This window comes from Blautia sp. OF03-13, from assembly GCF_003460685.1.
In the GTDB taxonomy this organism is placed as follows: domain Bacteria; phylum Bacillota; class Clostridia; order Lachnospirales; family Lachnospiraceae; genus Fusicatenibacter; species Fusicatenibacter saccharivorans.
The window spans coordinates 36,797-63,374 of the sequence record NZ_QTVR01000006.1 but is presented as its reverse complement, the minus strand read 5'-3'; the positions used below and the strand labels follow the sequence as shown (position 1 = coordinate 63,374).

General features: G+C 40.2%; 23 protein-coding genes and 2 pseudogenes. 22 read left to right on the top strand and 3 right to left on the bottom strand.

From position 1 onward, the window contains the following. Nucleotide 1: 1 nt before the first annotated feature. The 13 genes and pseudogenes from DXA55_RS19545 (at nt 2) to DXA55_RS06045 (ending at nt 19,015) form a co-directional block, all read left to right on the top strand. Complete coding sequence (locus DXA55_RS19545; RefSeq protein ID WP_330415136.1) at nt 2–1,144, top strand: hypothetical protein; 1,143 nt, start codon at nt 2–4, stop codon at nt 1,142–1,144. Between the two features lie 47 nt (nt 1,145–1,191). After that, nucleotides 1,192–7,653: a helicase-related protein gene (locus DXA55_RS06100; protein ID WP_242998379.1), complete on the top strand. Its 6,462-nt coding sequence runs from the start codon at nt 1,192–1,194 to the stop codon at nt 7,651–7,653. 13 nt (nt 7,654–7,666) lie between these two features. Next, complete coding sequence (locus DXA55_RS06095) at nt 7,667–8,284, top strand: class D sortase (RefSeq protein WP_117477952.1); 618 nt, start codon at nt 7,667–7,669, stop codon at nt 8,282–8,284. Continuing rightward, on the top strand, nt 8,277–8,675 hold the full coding sequence (locus tag DXA55_RS06090; protein WP_117477953.1) for a hypothetical protein: 399 nt from the start codon (nt 8,277–8,279) through the stop codon (nt 8,673–8,675). The genes DXA55_RS06095 and DXA55_RS06090 overlap by 8 nt, the downstream gene beginning before the upstream one ends. Nucleotides 8,676–8,678: 3 nt before the next feature. Then, the gene (locus tag DXA55_RS06085) at nt 8,679–9,368 is read left to right on the top strand and encodes a SpoVG family protein (protein ID WP_117477954.1); all 690 of its coding nucleotides are present in this window, start codon (nt 8,679–8,681) and stop codon (nt 9,366–9,368) included. Nucleotides 9,369–9,428: 60 nt separating this feature from the next. Further along, a pseudogene (locus DXA55_RS06080) lies at nt 9,429–9,665 on the top strand (DUF6674 family protein); the annotation flags it as partial. A 303-nt stretch (nt 9,666–9,968) separates the two neighbouring features. Then, nucleotides 9,969–11,887 (top strand): annotated as a pseudogene (gene tet(O), locus DXA55_RS06075) (tetracycline resistance ribosomal protection protein Tet(O)). Nucleotides 11,888–11,938: 51 nt separating this feature from the next. Beyond that, nucleotides 11,939–12,112 (top strand): cysteine-rich KTR domain-containing protein, encoded by a 174-nt coding sequence (locus DXA55_RS06070; protein WP_002779755.1) that lies wholly within the window; start codon nt 11,939–11,941, stop codon nt 12,110–12,112. Between the two features lie 82 nt (nt 12,113–12,194). Further along, entirely contained in the window at nt 12,195–12,629 is a 435-nt protein-coding gene (locus tag DXA55_RS06065) for a MarR family winged helix-turn-helix transcriptional regulator (RefSeq protein WP_158550875.1), read from the top strand. Between the two features lie 47 nt (nt 12,630–12,676). Then, on the top strand, nt 12,677–14,422 hold the full coding sequence (locus DXA55_RS06060; RefSeq protein WP_117813350.1) for an ABC transporter ATP-binding protein: 1,746 nt from the start codon (nt 12,677–12,679) through the stop codon (nt 14,420–14,422). 18 nt (nt 14,423–14,440) lie between these two features. Continuing rightward, on the top strand, nt 14,441–16,327 hold the full coding sequence (locus DXA55_RS06055) for an ABC transporter ATP-binding protein (RefSeq protein ID WP_117813348.1): 1,887 nt from the start codon (nt 14,441–14,443) through the stop codon (nt 16,325–16,327). Between the two features lie 54 nt (nt 16,328–16,381). Then, entirely contained in the window at nt 16,382–17,662 is a 1,281-nt protein-coding gene (locus DXA55_RS06050; protein WP_117529001.1) for an amidohydrolase family protein, read from the top strand. A 231-nt stretch (nt 17,663–17,893) separates the two neighbouring features. Then, a complete protein-coding gene (locus DXA55_RS06045; RefSeq protein ID WP_117582137.1) occupies nt 17,894–19,015 on the top strand; it encodes an IS1249 family transposase in 1,122 nt (373 codons plus the stop codon). On the opposite strand, the gene DXA55_RS06040 is transcribed toward DXA55_RS06045, so the two are convergent. From DXA55_RS06040 to DXA55_RS06030, 3 genes are all read right to left on the bottom strand, one after another. Continuing rightward, on the bottom strand, nt 18,977–19,738 hold the full coding sequence (locus DXA55_RS06040) for a MerR family transcriptional regulator (protein WP_199412692.1): 762 nt from the start codon (nt 19,736–19,738) through the stop codon (nt 18,977–18,979). The genes DXA55_RS06045 and DXA55_RS06040 overlap by 39 nt on opposite strands. Before the next feature lie 150 nt (nt 19,739–19,888). After that, a complete protein-coding gene (locus DXA55_RS06035) occupies nt 19,889–20,089 on the bottom strand; it encodes a helix-turn-helix transcriptional regulator (protein WP_004611564.1) in 201 nt (66 codons plus the stop codon). Between the two features lie 84 nt (nt 20,090–20,173). Then, nucleotides 20,174–20,908, bottom strand: coding sequence for a helix-turn-helix domain-containing protein (locus DXA55_RS06030; RefSeq protein ID WP_117482444.1), 735 nt, complete (start codon nt 20,906–20,908; stop codon nt 20,174–20,176). 238 nt (nt 20,909–21,146) lie between these two features. On the opposite strand from DXA55_RS06030, the gene dinB reads away from it, so the two are divergent. From dinB to DXA55_RS05980, 9 genes are all read left to right on the top strand, one after another. Continuing rightward, entirely contained in the window at nt 21,147–22,394 is a 1,248-nt protein-coding gene (gene dinB, locus DXA55_RS06025; RefSeq protein ID WP_117529002.1) for a DNA polymerase IV, read from the top strand. A gap of 15 nt (nt 22,395–22,409) precedes the next feature. Further along, the gene (locus DXA55_RS06020; protein ID WP_004611567.1) at nt 22,410–22,652 is read left to right on the top strand and encodes a LexA family protein; all 243 of its coding nucleotides are present in this window, start codon (nt 22,410–22,412) and stop codon (nt 22,650–22,652) included. Between the two features lie 14 nt (nt 22,653–22,666). Then, complete coding sequence (locus tag DXA55_RS06015; protein WP_154266625.1) at nt 22,667–22,912, top strand: hypothetical protein; 246 nt, start codon at nt 22,667–22,669, stop codon at nt 22,910–22,912. A 666-nt stretch (nt 22,913–23,578) separates the two neighbouring features. Further along, nucleotides 23,579–23,890: a helix-turn-helix domain-containing protein gene (locus DXA55_RS06005; protein ID WP_158565043.1), complete on the top strand. Its 312-nt coding sequence runs from the start codon at nt 23,579–23,581 to the stop codon at nt 23,888–23,890. Nucleotides 23,891–24,019: 129 nt separating this feature from the next. After that, nucleotides 24,020–24,889 (top strand): hypothetical protein, encoded by an 870-nt coding sequence (locus tag DXA55_RS06000; protein ID WP_117529004.1) that lies wholly within the window; start codon nt 24,020–24,022, stop codon nt 24,887–24,889. Nucleotides 24,890–24,905: 16 nt separating this feature from the next. Continuing rightward, nucleotides 24,906–25,055, top strand: coding sequence for a hypothetical protein (locus tag DXA55_RS17045; protein WP_156454676.1), 150 nt, complete (start codon nt 24,906–24,908; stop codon nt 25,053–25,055). A 103-nt stretch (nt 25,056–25,158) separates the two neighbouring features. After that, a complete protein-coding gene (locus DXA55_RS05995; protein ID WP_118589283.1) occupies nt 25,159–25,512 on the top strand; it encodes a helix-turn-helix domain-containing protein in 354 nt (117 codons plus the stop codon). 122 nt (nt 25,513–25,634) lie between these two features. After that, nucleotides 25,635–26,042: a recombinase family protein gene (locus DXA55_RS05990; protein WP_117761249.1), complete on the top strand. Its 408-nt coding sequence runs from the start codon at nt 25,635–25,637 to the stop codon at nt 26,040–26,042. A 204-nt stretch (nt 26,043–26,246) separates the two neighbouring features. Then, on the top strand, nt 26,247–26,573 hold the full coding sequence (locus DXA55_RS05980) for a helix-turn-helix domain-containing protein (RefSeq protein WP_117813344.1): 327 nt from the start codon (nt 26,247–26,249) through the stop codon (nt 26,571–26,573). Nucleotides 26,574–26,578 lie beyond the last annotated feature (5 nt).

Here is a 26,578-nt window from a genome sequence, read left to right as displayed (position 1 = left end):
TATGGGCGTTGATATGAAGGTCAAAGCGATATACGATTCTGAAATTGGTAACATCACCAGAACAGATAAGAACTGGAAAGATGTTTTAAAGGTTGCAGGTCAGTTGTACCGCTATGAATTTGACAATATCGTTATGGTAACAGCTCAGAGACCTCCGGAAAAAAGCACACTCATGGCAGATTATGATACCTGGAAAAAGGTGGGAAGATATGTAAAGCGTGGTGCGAAAGGCTGCGCCATCTTCCCGTCAAGGGCACTGAATCCATGCATGAGGTATATCTTTGATATCAGTGATACCGGAGGGAAGAATGTCAAACTGACATGGGACCTTGAGGGAGAAAATCTTAAGGATTATGTGGATTTTCTTGTGTCAGAAGGTCAGATTGAGCAGTACGATAACAGCGACAGGGAGTCTCTAAAAAATATATTAAAACAGTTTACAGGAACAAATGTTTGGCTTATAATAAAAGAAGAGTTCGGAGACCGAATGACCGAGCTTATGCAGCTATCAGGTAGTGTGATAAAGGAAGAAAGTAAGAAACGCAATGGCTTACAGCAGGAAATGGACATGGAGCAGCTTGTATATGCAAGTGTCATGTATGCTGTAGGGACGAGATGCGGATTTGACTTATCTGTGCAAGAACAGGATTTTAGTCAGATCGTAAATATCAAAGACGAAGAGATTATTTACCGTCTTGGTTCCATTGTATGCGATGTCTCCTGTAGTGTTCTTAGAGAATTTAGTCGTAACTTAAAGGCAATCGAGAGCGAAAGGAGAATTGGATATGTTAGAAGAAATGACTTACAAGGAAGTGGACGGACTGCTTTATCCGCAGATAGAGATGCCGGACGAGACGGAGGATCTCACGAAGCTGGGCAAATACGGAAGGATGGCGATGAACTATCTAAAGGAGAACGAGCCGGCAAGATACAAGACGCTGATGAGATTCGGGAAGATGTACGAGAAGATGTCAGCGGTAGAGGAGGAAGCGAACCAGCTGTACGACCAGCTGGAGATGCAGTATCTGGCGAAGCACAAGCCACAGAATCCGTCATCGACAATGGAGATGTGGAAGATAAGAGAGCAGGCGAAGATGCAGGCAGAGGAAGTGTACTGAATCAGATAGTGATGCGATTCCACTAGAATCTGATGATACAGAACTGAATAGGGAACTTGATGAAATCAATTCATTGGGTGTTAGTAAGGAAGCCGAATATACACAGGCTTCCTTTTTTTTCGACCAGAACGGGCAGGCAAGCATTGGCACCATTCATACTGAGGATGAAAACAATAATCAGTTTATGCGTCAGTTCGAGCAGGACAGAAAAGCTGCATTAGCAGGTAAATACAATTACCTGAATCCCAAAAAGTCTGCAACAGTACCAGGTGAGTATATCAAACAGGTGCTTATGAGAGGTACAGGTTTTATCGGTGGTAAGGGCAGGGTATGCAAGATTTTTGAAACAGAGATTGATGCAGGAACCAGAGCAAAGCGTATCAAAGCAGAATATGGTCAGGGAGGTGCAGGCTGGCCGGTTGACGGACTGGGACTGCACGGATATGACACATTTCATGGGAACGGACTGCGTTTTCAGTGGCGAGATGAGGATGGAGAGGTTGAAGGATATGTTTCATGGAAAGATATCGAAAAAGAGCTTGGTGTCCTTATTCTTACAGGGGAATACCAGCCTGAGACACCTCGTATTGATGAGCTTGCGATGGACGGACTCCGTGAGGATGATGAGGTTATTGATGCCGAATATCGGGAAGTGGAACCGGAAGAGGCAGAATCAGAGATTGATGATTATGCAATACCGGATGAGCCGGAGAGCTATGCTTCTAACAGAGATTATGTAAGTGCAAAAGGCATGACACCACAGGAAGCTGCCGATGAAGACCGCATGGTAACACAGGCAGAATATGGTGCAGAGATAGAAGCTGAAACAACTGAAAAAGATCCATCAGAGCTTCAGTATATTACACCGATTGATTATGCCAAGCGTATTGCAGAGCTTGATGAAGACCTGCGTGATGCGGCGGAGATTCTTGTAACAGATTGCAGCTGCTACACTCCGTTTAGGGCATTCCTTATGGATGTGGTGCAGTCTGATTTTGCATTTATGCCCAATAAACTTGACCTTATCAGGGATATTGCATTAGGGACAGATAATGCAGAAAGAAAGGCATATTCCAACAATAAGTATGGTCTTGTGGAGTACTCAATCAGAAGTGGATATGTGAAGATCAGCTATAAGAACAGGAATGGTGTGCGTAAGGAAGGTGCTCTCGACTGGCGTGAGTTATATGAGATTTTATCCTATATGGTAAAACAGCCATTTTACTGCGGAGAAGACCAGAAAAAGTATTATCAAGAGATAAAGCAGAAGGCTGACAGGGATAAGATGAATCCGGTCTATAAGAGATTCTTTGACATCGAGGATAGTGTAAAAGCTAATCGTCTTGAAACCAGGGAAAGAGCAATAGCGAATGGATGGGAAACCAAGATTGATGAGAATGGACATGTAGTTTCAGATGATGTGGTATCAGTATCTGTGGATGATATTCAGGCTGATACAGAATCACAGGAAACTGTAGATTTTACACCAAAGCAGGAACCAGTACAGCAAGTAGAAAGTCTTGAAAATGAGAAGAATGTTGCCGGGCAGACGAAGCACAACTTCCATTACAATCTCTGGGAAATGGAAAAAGGCGGTGCCAAGACCAGATATCAGTGGAATATGGATGCAATTCGTACTTTAAAGCAGATTGAATCAGAAAACAGGCTTGCAACACCGGAGGAACAGAAAACCTTGTCGAAGTTTGTCGGATGGGGCGGACTGTCACAGGCATTTGACGAGGAAAACGCAGGCTGGAGCAAAGAGTACAAAGAACTCAAAGAGATGTTATCGGATGAAGAGTATGCTGCAGCTAGGGCAACAGTAAACAATGCCTTTTATACTTCACCGGAGATTGCCATGTGCATGAACTCGGCACTTGTCCAGTTTGGTTTCAGAGGCGGCAATGTATTAGAACCATCTATGGGTATCGGTAACTTCTTTGGGAGTATGCCGGCACCTATGCAGAGAAGTAAGCTGTATGGGGTGGAGCTTGACAGCATTTCGGGAAGAATTGCAAAGCAGCTTTATCAGAATGCCAATATCAGTATCACAGGATTTGAGAATACCACATATCCGGATAACTTCTTTGATGTAGTTGTCGGAAATGTGCCATTTGGTGATTATAAGGTTTTTGATCCGAAGTACAACAAGTATAACTTCCGTATCCACGATTATTTTCTGGCAAAAGCACTTGATCAGGTAAGACCGGGAGGCATGGTTGCGGTGATTACCACAAAGGGAACACTTGATAAGGCAAATCCTACTATCCGAAAGTATCTGGCTGAAAGAGCAGAGCTTGTGGGAGCGATAAGACTTCCGAATACTGCATTTAAAGATAATGCAGGAACCGAAGTGACAGCAGATATCCTGTTTTTGCAGAAAAGGGAGAGAAAGATTGATATTGAGCCGGACTGGGTACACCTTGGTGTAACTGAGAATGGCATTGCAGTCAACTCTTATTTTGCAGAGCATCCGGAAATGATGCTTGGATCTATGGAATATGACACAAGGATTTACGGACAGGACAGCAGATACACAGTCTGCGTGAATGATGATGAGAACTTCAATATTTATGAAGCATTAAACAAAGCTATCGGTAATATCAAAGCCCAGATGACAGATTTTGAGAGAGTGGCAGATGAGGCGGAGCAGACGGAGGAAGTTATCCCGGCTGATCCGGATGTGAGAAACTACACTTACACATTTTTTGAAGGAAAACTCTATTACAGGGAAAATTCCGAGATGGTAAGAAAAGAAGTATCACAGACTGCCGAGGAGCGAATCAGAAGCCTTGATGAAATCAGACAGATAACAAGAGATCTGATTGATATCCAGATGGATGGCTGCAGCGAGGAGGAGCTTTCTGATAAGCAGAGACTTCTTAATGTAAAATATGATGCCTTCGTAAAGCAGTATGGAGCCATTACTTCAAAAGCAAACAGAATAGCTTTCAGAGATGACAGCGATTACCCACTTCTTTGCAGTCTTGAAGAAGTAAATGAAGACGGGGAGGTGAAAAAAGCGGATATGTTTTATAAGCAGACGATTAAGGCAAAGACTGTCATAGACAGGGTTGAGACTGCTGTGGAAGCATTGAATGTATCCGTCAATGAATTTGGATATGTAAATCTTGCCTATATGCTCTCTATCTATGAGCCGGATATTACTAATGTAAAGGAAGAACTTGCAGAAAAGTCCGGGCAGACAGCTGATGAGATAACATTTAGTGATGATGCTTTGGCAGAGCTTAGAAGGGCAGTTCTTGTGGAAGAGCTGGATGGATTGATTTTCCTAAATCCCGACCGCTACAACGAGAACAATCCCGACATCGGCTGGGAGACGGCAGACGAGTATCTTTCCGGCAATGTGAGAGACAAGCTTCGTGTAGCAAAGGCTATGGCAGCGGATACAGGCAATCCGCAGGCAGAAAAATTTGCAGGCAATGTGGCAGCACTTGAAAAGGTACAGCCGGAGTGGATTGAAGCCTCGGATATTGATGTAAAGATTGGCACGACATGGATTGAGCCGCTTGATTATGAGCAGTTTATCTATGAGCTTCTCAATACACCAAGACGGGCAAGGGCAGTCAGAAGCCAGTTTTACAATACAGGCATTCAGGTACACTTAAATAAGATGAGCATGGAATGGTTCATCGAGAATAAAAGCATGGATAAGCATTCAGTGGCGGCTACTAAGACCTATGGTACAAGCCGCATGGATGCTTATTCTATTTTTGAGGATACGCTGAATCTAAAGACAGTAACAGTCAGGGACAGGATTGATGACGGTGATGGCAGGTATCATTACGAAGTCAATAAGAATGAGACAATGCTTGCAAGGGAAAAGCAGAACATGATCAAGGAGAAGTTCAAGGAGTGGCTGTTTGCAGAGCCGGAGCGAAGACAGAAATATGTGGAGTATTACAACGAGACATTTAATAACATCCGCCTGCGTGAGTATGACGGAAGTCACTTACAGTTTCCGGGAATGAATCCGGCGATTGAGTTAAAGCCACACCAGAAAAATGCGGTGGCAAGAATTCTTCTTGGGGGAAATACTCTGCTGGCACACTGTGTCGGTGCCGGAAAGTCATTTGAGATGATGGCTGCCTGCATGGAGCAGAAGAGACTTGGACTTGCCAATAAGACAATCATGGTTGTACCAAAGCCGCTTATCGGTCAGACGGCATCAGAGTTTTTAAGGCTTTATCCGTCAGCAAATATCTTAGTTGCCACGGAGCGTGATTTTGAAAAAAGCCGCAGAAAGCAGTTCGTATCAAGGATTGCAACTGGTGACTATGACTGTATCATCATGTCACACTCACAGTTTGAGAAAATCCCAATCTCCGCAGAGAGAAAGGAGCGAATGCTTAACGAGCAGATTGATGAAATCAGCTATGCGATTGATGAGATGAAGGAGCGTAACGGAGAGCGATGGACTGTAAAGCAGATGGAAAGCCAGAAGAAAAAACTGGAGGAACAGCTGAAATCCTTGTCAGATGAGAGCAGGAAGGATGACCTTATTACCTTTGAGGAACTGGGTGTAGATTCTATTATGGTAGACGAAGCACATAATTTTAAGAACCTTGCGATTTTTTCCAAGATGAATAATGTGTCAGGTATCAGCAGTAGCGGAGCTAAGAAGTCAACGGATATGCAGCTTAAATGCCAGTATTTGTCTGAGATAAATGATGGCAGGGGTATTGTGTTTGCAACAGGTACACCAATATCCAATACCATGTGTGAGATGTATGTCATGCAGCTTTACTTACAGAAAGCGGCACTTGAAGAGATGGGGATTTATCACTTTGATTCTTGGGCAGCAAACTTTGGTGAAGTGACAACAGCACTTGAGCTTACTGTAGAGGGAAGCGGATTTCGTTTTAAGAGCAGATTTAATAAGTTTACGAATCTGCCGGAGCTTATGAATATCTTCCGTGAGGTAGCAGATGTGCAGACCGCAGACATGCTTGACCTTGATGTGCCAGCTCTCCGTGGCGGCAAGCCTATTATAGTGGAGTCGGAGCCTGACTGGTATGTGAAGCAGGTCATGGAAGACTTTGTTGTGAGGGCAGAGCGTATCAGAGGCGGTGGAGTTGATCCAAGCGTGGATAACTTTCTAAAGATTACCCATGAGGCAAGACTTCTTGGAACGGATGCCAGACTGATTGATAAGGATGCGCCGAACAATCCGGATGGAAAACTCAATAAGGTAGCGGAGAATGTATGGAAAGAATATGAGAAAGGAAATGCTGATGGTCATATAGGCTGCCAGCTTATTTTTTCGGACATCGGCACACCGGGACCAGATAAGGACTTTACCATCTACGATTATCTGAAAGAAACACTGATCCAGTATGGTATTCCGGCAGATGAGATAGCTTTTATTCATGATGCCAAGACGGATGCACAAAGGGACGCACTTTTTAAGGAGATGAGGACAGGTAAAAAGAAGGTTCTTATCGGTTCAACGGACAAGTGTGGAACAGGTGTCAATGTGCAGACACACCTTGTTGCAATGCATCATGTGGATTGCCCTTGGAAGCCTTCTTCTATTGAACAGAGGGAAGGACGAGGCATACGACAGGGTAATGAAAATGAAGAGGTGGCAATCTACAGATATGTCACCAAAGGGACATTTGATGCATACAACTGGTCGCTTGTTGAAAATAAGCAGCGATTCATCAGTCAGGTCATGACAAGCAAGGCTGTAAGCCGAAGCTGTGAGGATATCGACGAGGCAACACTTTCCTATGCAGAGATTAAAGCGGTTGCCACAGGCAATCCTTTAATCAAGGAAAAGATGGAGATTGACAATGATGTCCAGAGATTAAAGCTCTTAAAGGCATCCTATGACAATCAGAGATATGGCTTGCAGGATAACTTTATGATTAAGTATCCGAAGCTGATTAAGACAGCAACAGAAAAGCTTGCCAATGTAAGAGAGGATGTAAAGGCAAGGGATAAAGAGCTGATTGATAATCCGGAATTTGCCATTACCATAGGCAAAGTAACTTACACAGAGCGTGTGGATGGCGGAACGATGATGCTTGAAGCAATCAGTAAATGTAAGACCGGAGAGACAACTGTAATCGGTAAATTCCACGGATTTGAGCTGCTTGTGGAAAAGAACTTCCTTGGCATCAATTATATGGTGCTTCGTGGAAAGACAGAGTATAAAGCAGAGCTTTCCACAAGTCCTGTCGGCAGCATGGTGAAGCTGGAAAACCTGTTCAATGGACTCCATGAGAACATTGATTTCTTTGAAAAGAAGATTGAGCAGTACCAGAATGACCTTGAAGCATCAAAGGCAGAGTATGACAAGCCATTTGCGTACAGCAAGGAACTGGAAGAAAAGCTGGCTAGGCAGTGTAAACTGAATGCCCAGCTTGACCTTGAGAACGCAAAGGCTGTGGATGCAGACCTGAGCGGACCGGAGGAAGAAAGAGAAGCTGATGACAGAATGGAATCTGCAGCAATTGTAGCAGAGGATAAAGGTGCTTATCCAGCCGACAGAGAGGGCAGAACACGATAGGAGAGTGAATAATATGAGCATAAGAAAAGTGGTCGCAGGACTACTGATTGCAGCAGGGATTGCCATTATGGCAGTCCCTTTTTTCTGGCGGACAACCGGAGAAAAACAGACAGAACAGCTCATAAGTGAATTTGAGCAGACATTGGAGGATGATTACGATGAAGAAACAGATGTGGAGGAAGAGCAAACCTCCATTAGTAAAGAGGATGAAGCCATTCTTAAAGAAGGCGGTGTTATCGGCATCATTGAGATACCGGGCTTAGATATCAGGTATCCGGTAATGGAAGGAACCACAAGTAAAGTGCTTAATGCAGGGATTGGTCATATAGAAGAGACTGCAGGAATCGGAGAAAGTGGCAACTGTGTATTGTGCGGTCATAATGGCAGCAGATATGGCACATTTTTTACACCACTAAGTCAGATATCCATAGGTGATGAAGTAATGATAACCGACAAAAATGGGCTGAAGCATATCTATGAGGTAATAGAGACAGAGGTAGTAAATCCGTATGATAACAGCATCAAGACACAGGGTACAGAAAAAGAATTAACTCTTTTTACCTGTTCCCAGAAAGGAACCATGCGTTTTGTGGTCAGGTGCATTTATAAGGAGGCGGTGATGGATGAATAAGAGATACCGATTAGGTGAGATAGAAGAGGCAGTAGCAGAAATGGAAGAGCTAATTGACATCGAGGATGATATTGCTGAGATTGATGATGACTTTCAGATAGTCGTAAGCGGCTGGTCTGTGTATGTCGAAAGCCTGAATCTGACACTCAGACAGGGAATAGCCTGTGTATGGGATGCAGAGGAAGGATTATTTATGCCTGATTTTGATGTGACTATCGTGTATGAGGGGAACATTGAAACACAGGAGTGGCTCTATTACGAGCAGGATGGAATGGTCGTTACACTTGGCAACTGGCTTAATGGCAGATTGTCTTGTGAACAGATAGAACAGCTTTGGTGTGAGCTTATCATACCGGAGCAAAACAAAGAACAAAAAGAAAGCGAGGAATAGCATATGAAGTATTCAATTAAAGTAAACGAAGTAAGAGCAAAAGAGGGCAGCAACATCAAAGGATTTGCAACAGTAGTATTTGGTGATTCATTTAAGATTACCAATATTGCAATCCTTGAGAATAAGGATAAGGGAGAGCTTTTTGTATCAATGCCAAGATACCGCTCCAATGAGCGTGATGAAAGCAACGGTGTGATCTATAAGGATGTGTGCAATCCTATCACAGCAGAGTTTCGAGAGGAACTCTATACCAATATCCTTGATGCCTATGCAAGAATTAAGGAACCGGAGAAAGAGGAGACACAGAAGCAGGAGCGTACACAGGAAATGCCGGAGTTTTCCGTAACTGTAACACCTTATGAGAGGGAAGGTAGTAACATCAAGGGACTTGCACGCATTTATTTTGAAAACAGTTTCATCGTAAATAACATCAATATCGTGCAGGGCAAAGAGAAAATCTTTGTATCAATGCCTTCTTATAAGACAAAGCAGGTGGACGAGCAGGGCAAGCCAATCTACCAGGATGTCTGCTATCCGGTCACAAAGGATTTCAGGGAAAAACTCTATAATGAGATTATCTCTGAATATGAGAAAGCAAAGGATAAGAGCAACGAAAATGCAAGAGAGAGTGCAGAGAAACATCATGGCAATCCCGATAAAGAGAAGGACAAAGAGGCGACGCCCTTTCGATAATCAGTAATCAGAGTACAGGGGCGGCCAAGGCTGCCCCATTTACAGAATGGAGGAAACAGAATGGATATGGAAGCAGGAAAAACACTTACCAATGAGGAGGTCATAAGAGAACTTCTCGACTTATTAAAGAAAAATGCCATGAAAGAGCAGGCAAACGATGTATTTGAGATATGCAGCTATGTGGATGGACTGGAGAAAAAGATTGATTCCATGACGGAAGAACTCACCAATATGCAGAACCAGATCAAAGAAATGCAGGAAGATACTCTTGTCAATAATGCTAAAAAGGGCTTGACAAATAAAGGGTTAAGGAATATAATTAGATTCAGTTTTATACAAGGAGTTAATAAATATGCGGCAAGGTATTCTTAAATAAACTGTCAATTTGATAGTGGGAACAAAAAGTAGCAGTCCCGTTTCACTTTTAATATGGGGCTTAGTTTTTTGTACCCAGTTTAAGAATACTTTTATCATGTAATTTTATATGCCCGAAAACATATAAGTGTTTTGGGGCTATTGGAGTTATTTACCCAGTGATAGGAGTATTTATCACTGGGTATTTTTATGCCCTTTTTTGGGTGTTGATAGGAGGAAAATCACATGAAAATAATTAACTTAGGCATTCTGGCTCACGTTGACGCAGGAAAGACAACATTAACGGAAAGTTATTATATACCAGTGGTGCAATTGCAGAACTAGGGAGCGTAGATGAAGGCACAACAAGGACAGATACAATGAATTTGGAGCGTCAAAGGGGAATCACTATCCAGACAGCAGTGACATCTTTTCAGTGGGAGGATGTAAAAGTCAACATTATAGATACGCCAGGCCATATGGATTTTTTGGCGGAAGTATACCGTTCTTTATCCGTTTTAGACGGAGCAGTATTATTAGTTTCTGCAAAGGATGGCATACAGGCACAGACCCGTATACTGTTTCATGCACTACAGACAATGAAGATTCCGACAATCTTTTTCATCAATAAAATTGACCAAGAGGGGATTGATTTGCCAATGGTATATCGGGAAATGAAAGCAAAGCTTTCTTCGGAAATTATAGTGAAGCAAAAGGTTGGGCAGCATCCCCATATAAATGTAACGGACAATGACGATATGGAACAGTGGGATGCGGTAATTATGGGAAACGATGAACTATTAGAGAAATATATGTCAGGGAAACCGTTTAAAATGTCAGAACTGGAACAGGAAGAAAACAGGAGATTCCAAAACGGAACGTTATTTCCCGTTTATCACGGAAGCGCTAAAAACAATCTGGGGATTCGGCAGCTTATAGAAGTAATTGCCAGTAAATTTTATTCATCAACGCCTGAAGGTCAATCTGAACTATGCGGGCAGGTTTTTAAGATTGAATATTCAGAGAAAAGGCGGCGTTTTGTTTATGTGCGTATATATAGCGGAACATTGCATTTGAGGGATGTTATTAGAATATCTGAAAAAGAGAAAATAACAATCACAGAGATGTGTGTTCCGACAAACGGTGAAATCGTCCCGGCTGACCATGCCTGTCCGGGAGAAATTGTTATTTTAGCTGATGATACTTTGAAACTGAACGATATCCTGGGAAATGAAAAACTCCTGCCTCACAAAACACGGATTGATAATCCCATGCCATTACTTCGGACAACGGTAGAGCCGCAAAAGCCGGAGCAAAGGGAAGCCCTGTTAAATGCCCTCGCAGAGATTGCTGATACAGACCCTCTTTTGCATTTTGACATTGATACTGTTACCCATGAGATTATGTTATCTTTTTTGGGGAATGTGCAGATGGAAGTCATTTGTGCCATCCTTGAGGAAAAATATCATGTGGAGGCAGAAATAAAAGAGCCTACTGTTATATATATGGAAAGACCGCTTAGAAAAGCAGAATATACCATCCACATAGAAGTCCCGCCAAATCCTTTCTGGGCTTCTGTCGGGTTGTCCATAGAGCCGCTCCCTATTGGAAGCGGAGTGCAGTATGAAAGCAGAGTTTCACTTGGATATTTAAATCAATCGTTCCAAAATGCGGTTATGGAGGGGGTTCTTTATGGCTGCGAGCAGGGGCTGTATGGATGGAAAGTGACAGACTGTAAAATCTGTTTTGAATATGGATTGTATTATAGTCCTGTAAGTACCCCCGCAGACTTTCGGCTGCTTTCCCCTATCGTATTGGAGCAGGCTTTAAAAAAAGCAGGGACAGAACTATTAGAGCCATATCTCCACTTTGAAATTTATGCACCGCAGGAATATCTCTCACGGGCGTATCATGATGCTCCAAGGTATTGTGCAGATATTGTAAGTACTCAGATAAAGAATGACGAGGTCATTCTGAAAGGAGAAATCCCTGCTAGATGTATTCAAGAATACAGGAACGATTTAACTTATTTCACAAATGGGCAGGGAGTCTGCTTGACAGAGTTAAAAGGATACCAGCCAGCTATTGGTAAATTTATTTGCCAACCCCGCCGCCCGAATAGCCGTATAGATAAGGTTCGGCATATGTTCCACAAGTTAGCTTAACAGCTTGCAAAAGTCATATAAAATGAGATTTGAAAGGATTAGAGACTAATTATGATGAAATGCGAATGGATATTGTGTCCTGTTTGTGGGAGCAAAACCCGTAATAAAATTAGGAAGGACACTGTTTTGGAGAATTATCCCCTTTATTGTCCAAAATGCAGACAAGAAAGATTGATTAAAGTTGACAACTTGAAGATAACTGTCATCAAAGAGCCAGACGCTTAAGACGCAGAGCCGATTATTTTTGTAATATATTAGAGCATCTAGAAGAAACTATTTATCAAATTTTATGAAAAGGAATGAGCATATGTTTGGAGAAACATTGCATTGCGGTGAACTTATAAAGAGACTTAACGATGCACTTGGAAGAAAGGCTAATAATACGTTGATGTGCAATGATGTCACCCTTTCGCAGATTAAGGTCCTCGCAACTATCAGCGAGGCAGCCGATGAGACGATAACGCTAAAAGAACTTGAAAAGCATTTTGAAGTTAAACAGGCAACGATGGCAGGAATTGCTGCACGTCTGGAAAAAAATGGGATGATAGAGGGGTTTTATGATTCAAATGATAAAAGAATCAAACATGTAAAGCTCACGGCAAAAGGTGAGGAGATATGCAAGACGGCAAGAGCTTCAATGGATGAAAATGAGAGGGAACTTTTAAAGGCACTTAATGATGATGAAAAAGGACAGCTTAGAAATCTTTTGCAGAAAGTATATGACAGTATCAAGTCATGCTGACTGTAGACTTATAAGGTGAATTTAATCGAAGGGAGAATGATAAAAATATGATAAAAACATTAGCAAAATGTATGGGCAAATATAAAAAAGAATCAATTATAACGACAATATTTACTGCAGTTGAAGTTTTTTTGGAAATTCTTATTCCATTTATAACAGCCTCAATAATTGATAAAGGAATACAGGCCGGAGATATGAGAAAGGTTGGTATTTATGGTGGAATAATGCTTATTATAGCATTTTTGAGCCTTTTTTGTGGTATACAGGCAGGAAAGTATGGGGCGGCAGCATCAACAGGATTTGCGTGTAATCTGAGAGAGAAAATGTATGAAAATATACAGACATTTTCATTTTCTAATATTGATAAATTCAGTACAGCAGGTCTTGTAACACGTATGACAACTGATGTAACTAATGTACAGAATGCTTATCAGATGATAATAAGGAGTGTTGTGAGAGCACCTCTCATGATGATTTGCAGTATTACAATGTGTGTAATAATAAGTCCGAGATTAAGTATTATATTTCTTGTTGCACTTATATTTTTAGGATTTGTACTTTTCTTTATTATATATAAAGTAACACCGGTTTTTACATCAGGTTTTGAAAAATATGATGAACTCAATGCGAGCGTTCAGGAGAATATTTCAGGAATCCGTGTTGTTAAGGCATTTGTACGTGAGGAGCATGAAAATAAAAAGTTTAATAAAGCGGCAGATAATCTTTATAAAACATTTGTTAAAGCCGAGTCATTTCTTGCATTTAACAATCCGACTATGATGCTTGTTGTATATGGATGTATTGTTGCATTGTCATGGTTTGCTTCACATTTTATTGTGTCGGGTTCAATTACAACTGGTAATCTTACATCAATGTTCAGTTACGTAATGAACATGCTTATGGCACTTATGATACTTTCAATGATATTTGTAATGGTTTCAATGAGTGCGGCAAGTGCAAGGCGTATTTCAGAAGTTCTTAATGAAAAAGCGGACCTTGCCAATCCGGAAAAACCTTATGAAGAAGTGGAAGACGGAAGAATCGATTTTAATCATGTTAATTTTTCATACAGAAAAAACAGTACAGAGGATACTTTACATGATATTGATATTCATATTAATGCAGGTGAGACAATTGGTATTATTGGTGGTACAGGATGCGGAAAATCAAGTTTTGTGAGCCTTATAAGCCGTCTTTATGATGTTACTGAAGGTTCTGTATGTGTTGGCGGAAAAGATGTAAGAACTTATGATATGGATGCACTCCGTAATCAGGTGGCTGTAGTATTACAGAAAAATGTCCTGTTTTCAGGAACAATACTTGACAATCTCAGATGGGGTGATGACAATGCTTCATATGAAGATTGTGTTGAGGCATGTAAACAGGCATGTGCTGATGAATTTATCGAGAGAATGCCTAAGAAGTATGATACATGGATAGAACAGGGCGGTACTAATGTTTCAGGTGGTCAGAGACAGAGACTCTGTATTGCGAGAGCATTGCTTAAAAAACCAAAGGTTCTTATTCTTGATGATTCGACAAGTGCTGTAGATACTGCAACAGACGCAAAAATCAAACAGGCATTTGCCCAGAAAATTCCGGGAACAACAAAGCTTATAGTTTCGCAGAGAATTTCAAGTATTCAGGATGCCGACAGAATTATTGTTCTTGAAGATGGAAAAGTCAGTGGCTTTGATACACATGAGAATCTTATGGAAAATAACAAAGTTTACCGCGAAATCTGTGAAGTTCAGATGCAGGGCGGCGGCGATTTCGACGAATCGGCAGAATAGTGAGAATAGGAGGAAGACATGAAAAATAAAAATGAGAACAAAGAGAAGAATCCGCTTTTATTATTAAAAAGACTTCTTTCTTATATAGTAAAAAATTATAAATTGGCATGTTTCATGGTGGTCGTTTGCATATTGGTTTCGGCACTTACGACATTATGTGGAACTTTATTTATACAGAAACTTATTGATAATTACATTGTGCCTCTTACCCAGATGGCAGTTCCTGATTATTCACCGCTTGCACAGGCTCTTTTAAAACTTGTAGCAATATTTGCAGTGGGTGTTTTATGTTCCTACGGATATAACAGAATTATGGTAAATGTTGGTCAGGGTACTATGAAAAAGCTCCGTACAGAGATGTTTACTAACATGGAATCACTTCCAATCAGATATTTTGATACACATGCACATGGAGATATAATGTCGGTATATACAAATGATATTGATACATTAAGACAGCTTATAAGCCAGAGTATTCCACAGGTTCTTAATTCACTTATAACACTTGTATCAACATTTGTAAGTATGATAGTTCTTGATATACCACTTACAATTGTATCTGTTATTATGGTTGCAATTATGCTTTTTGTGACATCAAAGCTTTCCGCTGCATCTGGCAGATATTTCATTGAACAGCAGAAAGATATCGGTAAAGTAAATGCTTATATTGAGGAAATGATGGAAGGGCAGAAGGTTGTTAAGGTATTCTGTCATGAGCAGGAAAGTCTTGAACAGTTTAAGCAGATTAATAACAAGTTAAGAGAAAGTGCCAACAATGCTAATAAAATTGCAAATAGTACAATGCCTATCAATGAAAATATAGGAAATATAAGTTATGTTTTGTGTGCACTTGTAGGTGGTGTGCTTGCATTAAGCGGCTTTTCAGGACTTACAATTGGTACACTTGTAGCATTTCTTTCATTAAACAAGAGTTTCGCACAGCCTGTAACAGAGATAAGCCAGCAGGTAAGCAGTATTGTAATGGCTATGGCAGGTGCCGGCAGGGTATTTGACCTTTGTGATGAAGTACCAGAGACAGATGAAGGTGATGTTGAACTTGTAAATATATGTTATGATTCAAATGGTGAAATCCATGAAACTGAAGAACTGACAGAGATGTGGGCATGGAAAAAACCAAATGCTGCAAACAAAGATGAAATGTATACAAGACTTCAGGGTGATGTTACATTTGATGGAGTTGATTTTGGATATAATCCTGACAAAATCGTGCTTCACGATATAAAAATGTTCGCAAAACCTGGTCAGAAGCTTGCGTTTGTAGGTTCTACCGGTGCCGGAAAGACAACAATTACCAACCTTATTAACAGGTTTTATGATATACAGGATGGTAAAATCCGTTATGATGGAATTAATATTAATCATATTAAAAAAGACGATTTACGCCGAAGCCTGGGCATTGTTTTACAGGATACCAACCTTTTTACAGGCACGATTATGGACAATATCAGATATGGAAGACTCAATGCAGCTGATGAAGAATGTATAGCTGCCGCAAAGCTTGCTAATGCTGATGGATTTATAAAAAGACTTCCTGATGGTTATAACACAGTGCTTACCGGCGGTGGTGCGAACCTTAGTCAGGGACAGCGTCAGCTTCTTGCAATAGCGAGGGCGGCAGTTGCAGATCCTCCTGTTCTTATTCTTGATGAGGCGACTTCTTCTATTGATACACGTACAGAAAAACTTGTACAGCGTGGTATGGATGCACTTATGACAGGAAGAACTTCATTTGTTATCGCTCATCGTCTTTCTACGGTACGGAATGCAGACTGTATTATGGTTATGGAACAGGGAAGAATTATTGAGCGTGGTACACATGACCAGCTTATGGAAGAAAAAGGCAGATACTATCAGCTTTACACAGGAAAGTCAATCAGTGCGTAAGATTTTGATTAATTGGTATTAAATAAACATTTCAAAAACACGGGGCATAAAAATATGAAATATGCTTATATTAACGGAAAAATACTTGACGGAACCAAAGATATGCAGGTAAAAGAGGGCTTCGTCATACTTACGGACAATGATAAAATTGAGGATATTGTCAAGGCAGGCACGGATTTGAATGGATATGAAAAAGTTGATTTAAAACGCAGATATATTATGCCCGGTCTTATAAATATGCATGTTCACCTTGCAGGTAATGGCAAGCCGCAGAAAAAACAGCGTGATAATGAGAAACTTGTAAAAATACTTATGGGAAATGCACTTATGCGTTCAATTGCATACGGTATGGTTGCCGGATTTGCAAAAACAGAGCTTATGAGCGGTGTGACAACAATAAGAACGGTTGGCGGACTTGGAAGTTTTGATACAAAATTAAGAGATGAGATTAATGCAGGAACAAAGATGGGACCTAGAATACTTGCCGCTAATGAAGGGATTTCCGTGCCTGGCGGACATATGGCTGGCTCTGTTGCTGTTGCGGCGGACAGTATAGATACAGCCTTAAAACATCTGGAGCAATCGGAAAAAGAAAAGGTTGATTTGATAAAGCTTATGATTACTGGCGGCGTAATGGACGCAAAAGAAAAAGGTGTTCCGGGTGAACTGAAAATGTCTCCGGAAATGGTAAAGGTAGTCTGTGACAAGGCACATGAAAATGGCTATTTAGTTGCTGCACATGTCGAATCTCCGCAGGGGGTGCGTGTTGCTCTTGAAAATGGTGTTGACTCAATTGAACACGGTGCAAAAATTGATGATGATACAATTAAGTTATTCAAGGAAAGAAAAGCATTTCTTTGCACAACAATTTCGCCTGCACTTCCGTATGCATTGTTTGATCGTTCGATTACCAACGCAACTGAAGTTGAACAGTTTAACGGAAATGTTGTGTTTGAGGGAATAATTGCATGTGCGAAAGCGGCACTTGAAAATGATATACCTGTCGTTCTTGGCAATGATGTCGGATGTCCGTGGATTACACAGTATGATTTCTGGAGAGAATTGTATTATTTCCACAAATATACGGGCGTTTCCAATGCGTTTGCACTGTATACGGCAACCGCAAGAGCTGCCGAAATGGCGGGAATCGGTGATATTACCGGTACGCTCGAAAAAGATAAATGTGCAGATATGATTGTAACCGAGGAAAACCCACTCGATGACCTCAGAGCATTACGACATGTAAAAATGGTTGTCGCAAGAGGAACGATTATGGAAAATCCTAAAGTTAAAATAAATAAGCGTGTCGAGACTGAACTTGATAAATTCCTATAAAAAAACCCCGCTGCGGCGGGGCTTTTTTATTCATATAGACCTATAGGACAAAATGTGTTGATAGAAACCGCCTTCAGCCCTTGAATTTCAAGGCTGGGGGCGGTTCAATCTTTTTTGAAACAACTTTGAGGGTGGACAAAACGTGTTGATAAAAACACCTGCATCCCTTGCAAATAAAGGGAAAAACAAGGTTTAATCTTCCTTGAAACAGCAACAACGGAGGAAGATTAAATGAATCAAGTAAATTGTCCTGTATGTGGAAATAAATGTATTAAAGCTGGAAAGACAAAAGCAGGGTCACAACGTTGGCTTTGCAGGAAATGCAATTCATCAGTTACACACAAAATAGACAACTCTGCCAAAGAACTGCAAATCTTCTTGGATTGGTTGTTTGGAAAGGAATCCCAGTCATCAATGCCCGGAGATGGAAGAACATTCAGACGCAAAACCGCTAAATATTGGAATATATGGCCTATGCCGCCTAAAGTCGAGGACAGCAGGGATGTCTTGTATCTTGATGGTATTTATCTGGGAAGAAAAGCGTGCATTTTAATCTGTTGTGATGATAAATATGTCCTTGGCTGGTATTTATGCAGATATGAATATGCCGCTGCATGGACGGCTTTAATGAAACGTATAGCGGAACCTAGAATGGTTGTATCTGACGGTGGAACAGGGTTTGCAAAGGCACTCAAAAAAGTATGGCCGGGTGCAAAACACCAAAGATGCGTTTTCCATGTATTCTGCCAGGTAAGGCGTTACACGACATCAAGACCTAATTCAATGGCAGGTAAAGAGCTATATAACATGGCAAAAGAACTCTTGAAAATAAACACAAAAGAAGAAGCGGATTTATGGATAAAAAGATTTATTGAATGGATAAATAAGTATGAGGATTTCCTGAATGAAATGACAGTTGATGAAAATGGAAACAGGCGTCCTACACATGAACGGATACTGAAAGCAGAAAAGTCATTAATTAAACTTATCAGGGAAAACACGCTGTTTACTTATCTGGACAAAGAATTAAGGGACAAATTTAACACACCTTCTACCAATAACAGAATTGAAGGCAGTGTCAATTCCAGACTTAGGGAAATGCTTAGAAATCATAGAGGATTATCTGTTGAAAGAAGAATAAAAGCGGTTTACTGGTGGTGCTATATGCACTCGCCTGAACCGCTTTCATTGTCTGAAATAATAAATGTTATGCCAACCGATAAAAGCATTGCGGCAATATATCAAAAAATGAATGAAAAGAATAAACTTGAAAAAAGTCTTTCTAGTTGGGGCGATGCCATTGTATGGAGTGATTTACATAATTATGACAGAACGTTTGTTGAATGGGATTAACCCATCAACACGTTTTGTCCTATAACCCATAAAACACATATAATTTGTCAAATACTCTGTTATAATTTCTCCATAATAATTGTTCATCTGCAATTTCGCATAGATAAAAGGTTTTAATAAATAACGGATTATGATACATATAACAGGACAAATAAAAATCCAGTTTTTATTAACTAGGGATGTTGCCACTCCTTTACTCCATTGTACTGGAATTTCTGTCGGCAACTTAGAATAAGACAAAGCCCCAATAATCAAGCATAGTGCGGTAATCATAGTCCAGGTAAGCATACTTCCCCATATATACAAAAAGCTGACTGAATCCAGTTTGAAAACAGTTCGATTATCTTTCCAATAGTCATGAAAATCTGTTACATACTGTTCTACCTGTAATTTTTCATAACTAATACTTCCTTCATCCAGCATTTTTTCGCACATGAGTTTCGCCTTATTCAAATCAGTAATCTGATTTTTTAATACTTCCTTTTGCTTCTCAAGCATTTCCTGCAATGTTACTTTTTCGGATATAATATTTCGTATATCTTCAATAGAAATTCCCAATGTACGTAGATATGCAATCTTCTTTATATTTTCCACATCATTTTTAGAATAATCTCTATAACCATTACTTTCATTTCTCGAAGGCTCAATAAGTTTTTCCTTTTCATAAAAACGGATATTAGAACGGGATAAACCTGTTCGCTCTTCTACGTCTTTTATAGTCATATTATGCCCTCCTTTCGAGCAACTCTATTTTACTTAATAATAAGCTATAAACAAGGTTTACAGTCAAGCATTTATCAAAAAAACTATAGTTGTTGATAAGGACATGAAAAGCTGTCCAAAATAGAAGGTGAACCGGATTGCTGCTCCGACTCAATCTTCCACATGGAATACATCTTCCACCAGCATATTAAAGTACTTTGATATCCGCAGCATAAATTCGGCAGATGGGGTGCTGTCCCCACGCTCTATCCTGCCGACAGTTTTGGTGCTGTATCCAATAGCAGCGGCAAGGTCATCCTGGTAAATGCCTCGCTGTTCACGTATTTCTCTTATATTATTGGTAACCGCCATAAAAATCCCTTCTTTCAGTTCTATAGATATTTTCTTATTGTCAATTATGCAAAATAATGTGTCCGATAAAAATGACTTGCAATTTTATCGGCAATGTCCTGTAATAGCACAAGCATCAGATTTTCCAAGAACTTTTCCAAATATGTCTAAGCGGTCATTTTCACTAACCTTGATAGGTGCATACTTTTCATTGAGTGAGATAAGGAAAATTCCTTCTTTATCGTTTTGTAATTTCTTAATATAGGCTTCTCCGTTTAGAGCGAAGATGCCGATTTCTCCATTAGCAACAGATTCCTGCTGTAATATCCATGCAATCTGACCATCGTGGAATTCTGGTTCCATACTGTCACCACTAATACGGACACCGAAAGTAGTATCTTCTGGCAGGATAGATTCATCTATGCGTACAGTCTCTTTCGGTCCATCTACAAGGAAGTTACCGGTTCCGGCTGATACAGCATTTTCAAAAATATCAATGCTACGGAATGGAATTATCTTAGCAGTCTGCTTTTCATACATTCCGGATGCGTGGAGCAGATTGATATAATCCATAGCTTTTTCCCTGCCTTCATCAGTTAGTGATGAGAAAGGATCGGCAGGATTTACTCCAAAATATGCCTCATACATGTTAGTAATACCAAGGATTCTACACACTTTGTAAAATATGGTAACGCTTGGTTCAGCAAGATTTCTCTCCCAGTTGGATATGGCTTTATAGGAAATGGTAATGCCTTCCTTTGCCAGTTCATCAGCGAGATCCTGTTGGAGCAAGCCTTTCTTTTTTCTATATGTTGAAATGATTTCTCCGATTGAGTACATACATACGCCTCTTTTCTTTCATTTTGTTGATTTCAAATGTCTCTTTTCACTCCATAGTATATAGCAATAGTGCCAATTATTCAAGTTAAAAATCCAATATAATGAGAAAAAGGACACATGTGTCCGTTGACGGTCGATTATTCTTGGGGTTATACTATGCCCTGTAAGGAACATTACTCATATACTTGGACTAAAGGTTATGGTAGTGACAGATTAAATGCAGCAGGAGGTTATGCAGATGGGAGACAGGGTAATACTTCATTCAGATATCAACTGTTGCTATGCTTCGATTGAGCATCTGCATCATCCGGAGCTTGCAGGAAAGCCACTGGCAGTAGGCGGTGACCCGGAGGCAAGACATGGGATTGTCTTAACAGCCGACTATATTGCCAAGAAGTACGGTGTGAAAACAGGAATGGCACTCTGGCAGGCAAAGCAGGTCTGTCCTGACATAACGTTTGTTTCACCAAGAATGGACTTATATCTTCGATTCTCAAGAATGGCACATGAGATATATGCAGAATATACGGACAGGCAGGAGCCATATGGAATTGATGAGTGCTGGCTTGATGTGACAGGGAGCAGCTCCCTTAAAGGGGATGGATTGCTCATTGCACAGGAAATCAGCAGGAGAATGAAGTCAGAGCTTGGCATCACAGTAAGTGTTGGTGTTTCTTTCAATAAGATATTTGCAAAGCTTGGTTCAGACTATAAGAAACCTGATGCAATCACAACTATGTATAAGAGTGAGTTTAAGCAGAAGGCATGGTCACTTCCGGTGGCAGATCTTCTATACGTTGGCAAAAGTACGAACAGAAAGCTTGCATTATTTGGTATTAAAACCATAGGTGATCTTGCAAGAGCAGATGAAGATGTGCTTAACAGTCACCTTGGAAAGATGGGCAGTATCTTATGGTCATTTGCGAATGGCTATGATGATTCACCTGTCAAGCTAGAGAATACCCACGCTCCAATCAAATCGGTGGGAAACAGCACAACGACTCCAAAGGATTTAGTATGTGATGAGGATGTAAAGATTGTTCTTTATATTCTGGCTGAGAGTGTTGCAGCAAGACTTCGTGAGAATGGATTCCGGTGCAGAGTGGTTGAGATAAGTGTCAGGGATAATGAGTTATTCTCTTTTATTCGTCAGAAAAAGATTGACCATGCAACGAATATCACCGGAGAGATAGCTGCATATGCTTATCAGATATTTAAGGAAAACTATAACTGGAGCAAGCCGATCCGCAGTGTTGGTGTCCGAGGTGCAGACTTAGTAACAGATAATTATTGGGAACAGATTGATTTGTTCTCAAGTGTGGAGAAGCGTGAAAAGCAGATGAAGATGGATTCAGCGGTGGATGAGATACGCAGAAGATTTGGATTTTACAGTATCCAGAGGGGACTCATGTACCGGGACAGGATTCTGTCGGCAGTCAATGCAAAAGAAGAACACACAGTACATCCACATGGGTATTTTGGATAAAGAGGGAGGCGGAACATGAGCGAAGCAGCAAGAATTGATCTGGTAGACAGAGCACCATTGACGGAGAAGCAGCAGAATGTGTATGAAAGCATTATGCAATATCAGCGTGTGAATGGTTATGCTCCTACTATCAGGGAGATATGCAAGATGGTAGGGGTGGCATCGACTTCAAGTGTTTATGCACATCTGAAAATATTAGAAGAAAAAGGCTATATAGCAAGGAAGATGGATGCTTCCAGAGCAATAGCAATCTTGTAAGGAAGGTGATTACATTGAGCAATAAGGTATATGTTGATGTACTTGCAGAGTTTTCAAAGGACGGACTGCTCATTCCCAAAGAGATAACATGGGAAGATGGCAGAAAGTATGAGATTACACGAGTAAAAGACAAGCGCAGAGCAGCCAGTACAAGGGCTGGCGGCGTTGGAGAGCGTTATACCTGTGTGGTAGATGGAAAGGAAATATTCCTTTTCTATGAAGATAACAATATGTGGTTTATGGAAAGAGCCGGAGCCTGATGTGATTGTGTGCTGACAGCACAATTCATATCAGTTGGCTTTAGATCAGCAAAGCCGGGGAATGTGCAGACATTCATCGGAACTCCCGGCAACAGGCTTGCAAAGGTGATTTCCCTTTCCTTTACGAGTACAGAATTGTAGATTGATGATTTTGTATGAATAAGGAGCGAACTGAATTGAACAAAGAGTTAAAAGTTATAGATTTTTATTGTAAGAAGTGCAAAAAGAGTATGAAAGTTTCATACATGGTTACAGGTAACAGAAATTATCCGGTACTGCCGAGAGTAATGATGAAATGTCACCATTGTGGCAGAGTAATGACCTTGAAGAATTTCAAGGAAGGTGAACTGTTAGATAAAGTAGAGCAGGATAAGTATTATATCTGATACATACAGTCAGACATCAGATGGTGCGGCAGATATTTGGTCGCAACAGGACAAGACAATTAAATTAGTGGTCATCATGATATGGGAGACACTTGCAATAAGCGTAAGCTGATGATACGCAAAGGTGCCATCCTAAGGACGCATGAAAAATTAGAAACCAGTTTGAGGACTGGGACTGTTTTTCATGTGTCCTTTTTTATTTGCTGAAAATTACATATCTAGGGAGTTATTGTCCGTCCTCAAACGAGTTAACGGTAACAAGTTTTAAAGGATGGACAATATGAACAAGGAAATAAGAGAATATGATAAGAATGTACAATTTGAAATAGGGCAGAGAATACAGGAAATGCGACTAGACAAAAATATGAAAAGCATTGAGTTGGCAACGGAATTGGGAATAACAAGGAACCAAATGTCACGGATTGAAAATGGTAGAGCAAATTGCACTATACAGCAGTTATATATAATGTCACAGATATTTGAGCACAGTATGGATTATATCATATCGGGCAAAAGGGGCAGACAGGAAAATAAGATAACATTTGCCCAGAGAGAGGCAATTGATAAAATGTTGAGGGCATTTGATAAATAAACAGTACTTTGCATAAATATCTTTTCATGCAAAAAATAGAAAGTTTTTGCTTTGATATGCAAATGTTGTGCAAAGATTTGACTACACGCAAAATCTATGGTATCCTTTGTGAAAGGAGGAAGCAAATTAATGAAAAGAGATTTATCAATTCTATCAGAATATGTAAGAATAAGTACTCCGGATAAGGATAGATTGGCAGAATTAGTTGTGAGAGCAAAAGGTCCAGAGCTTAGTATGTCACAGTTCGCAAAAAAGTGTGAGGTTAATCCGTCTACGCTTTCAAGAATTGTAAACAAAAAAACAACGGGCAAAAATTCAGATGCTTTAATATTTAATATTGCGGAGAATGCAGATCCAAATAGTGGAGTTACCTTTGAAATGCTTATGTCTGCTCATGGCATGAAAAAGCGTAATTTAAATGGAAAAGTGGATACAGAAGAATACAGAGCATTTGAAAAAAATGCAGCTGACTTAGTACTGTCGGAGATTATGAAGAGGGGGTATAAAGTTCAGGTCCCAATGACACCTCAGGTTTACAATGCTTTAAATTATCATTATAGACCTGATTGGGAAATTGCTACTGATGCCGTTACTTCTGATAACACTATGGGACAATGGCTATTTGAGTTTTGGACAATGCTCGGTACGGAACAGCAAGCCATTCGTAAACAGACAATAAAACTAAGACAGAAATTATTGATGGTTTTAGGACTATATTATATGGATGAAGTCAAAGCAGATAAATTATCGTTTGTGGTTTTTAATAGAAAATTCTATAAATTACTTAAAGATACCTTGGAGGGGATTTGTGTAAAACCATGGATTACAATTATGCTATTTGATATGGAGCAAGCACAATTTATAGAAGAATTCACTTTTTTATCGCCTGATGGAAGTGTTCGTGATAGTAATATGAAAATTTCTATGAATGAAGAATGCGATGATTATACAGACGATTTGTTTGAAGATATAAATGGTCGTAATCAATTTATGGATTAGTCTATAGGAGGTGCTTATGGAAGAAGATAAAACAGTTTTATTATTTCGTCAGATACAGGCAGCAACTAAAAATGGTCATGATGCAGAAGTGCGCAGAGATAAAGATGGAAATTTTGTGGTTTATTCCGTAAAAAAACAGCGGGCAGATAAAATACAAGTTAAATAATACATCAGCTGAATTGGCAGTTGATAAGGGCAAAAGGGAGCCGATATCGTTCAATATTTGAATGATAGAGGCTCCTTATTTTTTTGTAAGGGAGGTGAGCAGAGTGATCCAAGAGATAAAAGAATATGATTCTGATACTTGTTCGAAAATTGGTATACGAATTCAAGATATACGAGAATCAAGACATATGAAAGCTATAGAGTTGGCAAGCTATCTTGGTATTGGTAAGAACCAAATGTCTCGAATTGAAAGTGGAAAAGCAAATTGTACAATACCACAATTGTATTGTATTGCACAAATCTTGGATTGCTCTGCTGATTTTTTGTTGTTTGGAGAAGAACACATGAATTATTCGCCGGAGATGGTGGAATTAGTAAACAATTTAAAAATGGTGACTGGAAGAATAGAGGGAGAAATTAAAAATAGTCTTTTAAAGACTACAAATCAGAAAAGATAGTCTTTAGAGTGGGCGCATAGGTTTTCTTAATAGAGTACCATAAACATGTGCTAAGGAACAGCACACCACGAGAGTGGAGGCGCCAAAACTCTCCAATACGAAATCGTAAAGGAGATAACAAAATGAATAAAAGAGATTTTAACGTAGTGGGAAACGAAGGTACAGATAATCAGGAGCTTGCTAAGGGAATTGCATTTATAAAGTCCCGCAGAGCAGAACTCAATGTAGTCCAGATGGTCGAGAATATGCGTGATCAGGCAATGCCTAACGGAGTAATAATTAACGATGCATATTGTGACCGCTCGATAACAAGAGACTATGACAGAGAAGCACTGAATGCTTTCTTTGCAACACTTAAAGAGGAAGATTTTGAGGTTGTAGTAGTCAGAAGCCTGAATGAGATCACCGATGACATTTATGATTTGGAAGAATTTGTTAAGACCATCACAGATATGGGCATATGGCTCTATTCTCTTGAAGTCGGTCCGGTGCCAATTATTGTATCTCATGCAGAGGACTTTGGATGCTAACGGAGTTCTTTGGTAGAGCGACAACAGAAAATCATTCCGGTCGGGACAAACAAGTCCCGGCTGTGAAGGATTGCAGATTTACACAGACTGCATTCGGAACAGTTGTACATGATTCAAGTGGGAAGTGGCTTGGTCAGTATGAGACAGAAGATGCAGCTGTAGAGATGTTAAGAGAAATGGCAAAGGTCGATGGAGGATATAGCGATGAAATATGATGGTTATGTAGTTGGACCGATACTCCGTAAGCTGCGTGAAGATAGAGGGTATTCCTTGACACGGTTATCAGAAGTAACAGGATTAAGCGTTTCCACATTGATTCAGATGGAACAGGGTGGAAGAAATCTCAGTATGAAAAGTCTTTATGTGTTAATGGAACTTTATAAAGTTGATGCAAATACAATTCTTGGGATAAATAAACGGGAGGATTGTAAATCCATCGATACAAGGCTTGCCAAAATGGAAAAAGAGAAGCGAGCGTATTTTACAGCTTCCTTTCTCTTTATGCTGGAAAATGCGGAAGCGATAGTTTAGGAGAT

Coding starts and splice junctions, on each gene's coding strand:
- DXA55_RS05990 (WP_117761249.1), top strand. CDS start 25,635: ATGAATAAAAGAGATTTTAACGTAGTGGGAAACGAAGGTACAGATAAT.
- DXA55_RS06065 (WP_158550875.1), top strand. CDS start 12,195: ATGTTTGGAGAAACATTGCATTGCGGTGAACTTATAAAGAGACTTAAC.
- DXA55_RS06095 (WP_117477952.1), top strand. CDS start 7,667: ATGAGCATAAGAAAAGTGGTCGCAGGACTACTGATTGCAGCAGGGATT.
- DXA55_RS06070 (WP_002779755.1), top strand. CDS start 11,939: ATGATGAAATGCGAATGGATATTGTGTCCTGTTTGTGGGAGCAAAACC.
- DXA55_RS17045 (WP_156454676.1), top strand. CDS start 24,906: ATGGAAGAAGATAAAACAGTTTTATTATTTCGTCAGATACAGGCAGCA.
- DXA55_RS06090 (WP_117477953.1), top strand. CDS start 8,277: ATGAATAAGAGATACCGATTAGGTGAGATAGAAGAGGCAGTAGCAGAA.
- DXA55_RS06040 (WP_199412692.1), bottom strand. CDS start 19,738: ATGACTATAAAAGACGTAGAAGAGCGAACAGGTTTATCCCGTTCTAAT.
- DXA55_RS19545 (WP_330415136.1), top strand. CDS start 2: ATGGGCGTTGATATGAAGGTCAAAGCGATATACGATTCTGAAATTGGT.
- DXA55_RS06050 (WP_117529001.1), top strand. CDS start 16,382: ATGAAATATGCTTATATTAACGGAAAAATACTTGACGGAACCAAAGAT.
- DXA55_RS06035 (WP_004611564.1), bottom strand. CDS start 20,089: ATGGCGGTTACCAATAATATAAGAGAAATACGTGAACAGCGAGGCATT.
- DXA55_RS06000 (WP_117529004.1), top strand. CDS start 24,020: ATGAAAAGAGATTTATCAATTCTATCAGAATATGTAAGAATAAGTACT.
- dinB (WP_117529002.1), top strand. CDS start 21,147: ATGGGAGACAGGGTAATACTTCATTCAGATATCAACTGTTGCTATGCT.
- DXA55_RS06060 (WP_117813350.1), top strand. CDS start 12,677: ATGATAAAAACATTAGCAAAATGTATGGGCAAATATAAAAAAGAATCA.
- DXA55_RS06085 (WP_117477954.1), top strand. CDS start 8,679: ATGAAGTATTCAATTAAAGTAAACGAAGTAAGAGCAAAAGAGGGCAGC.
- DXA55_RS06045 (WP_117582137.1), top strand. CDS start 17,894: ATGAATCAAGTAAATTGTCCTGTATGTGGAAATAAATGTATTAAAGCT.
- DXA55_RS06030 (WP_117482444.1), bottom strand. CDS start 20,908: ATGTACTCAATCGGAGAAATCATTTCAACATATAGAAAAAAGAAAGGC.
- DXA55_RS06005 (WP_158565043.1), top strand. CDS start 23,579: ATGAACAAGGAAATAAGAGAATATGATAAGAATGTACAATTTGAAATA.
- DXA55_RS05980 (WP_117813344.1), top strand. CDS start 26,247: ATGAAATATGATGGTTATGTAGTTGGACCGATACTCCGTAAGCTGCGT.
- DXA55_RS06055 (WP_117813348.1), top strand. CDS start 14,441: ATGAAAAATAAAAATGAGAACAAAGAGAAGAATCCGCTTTTATTATTA.
- DXA55_RS06020 (WP_004611567.1), top strand. CDS start 22,410: ATGAGCGAAGCAGCAAGAATTGATCTGGTAGACAGAGCACCATTGACG.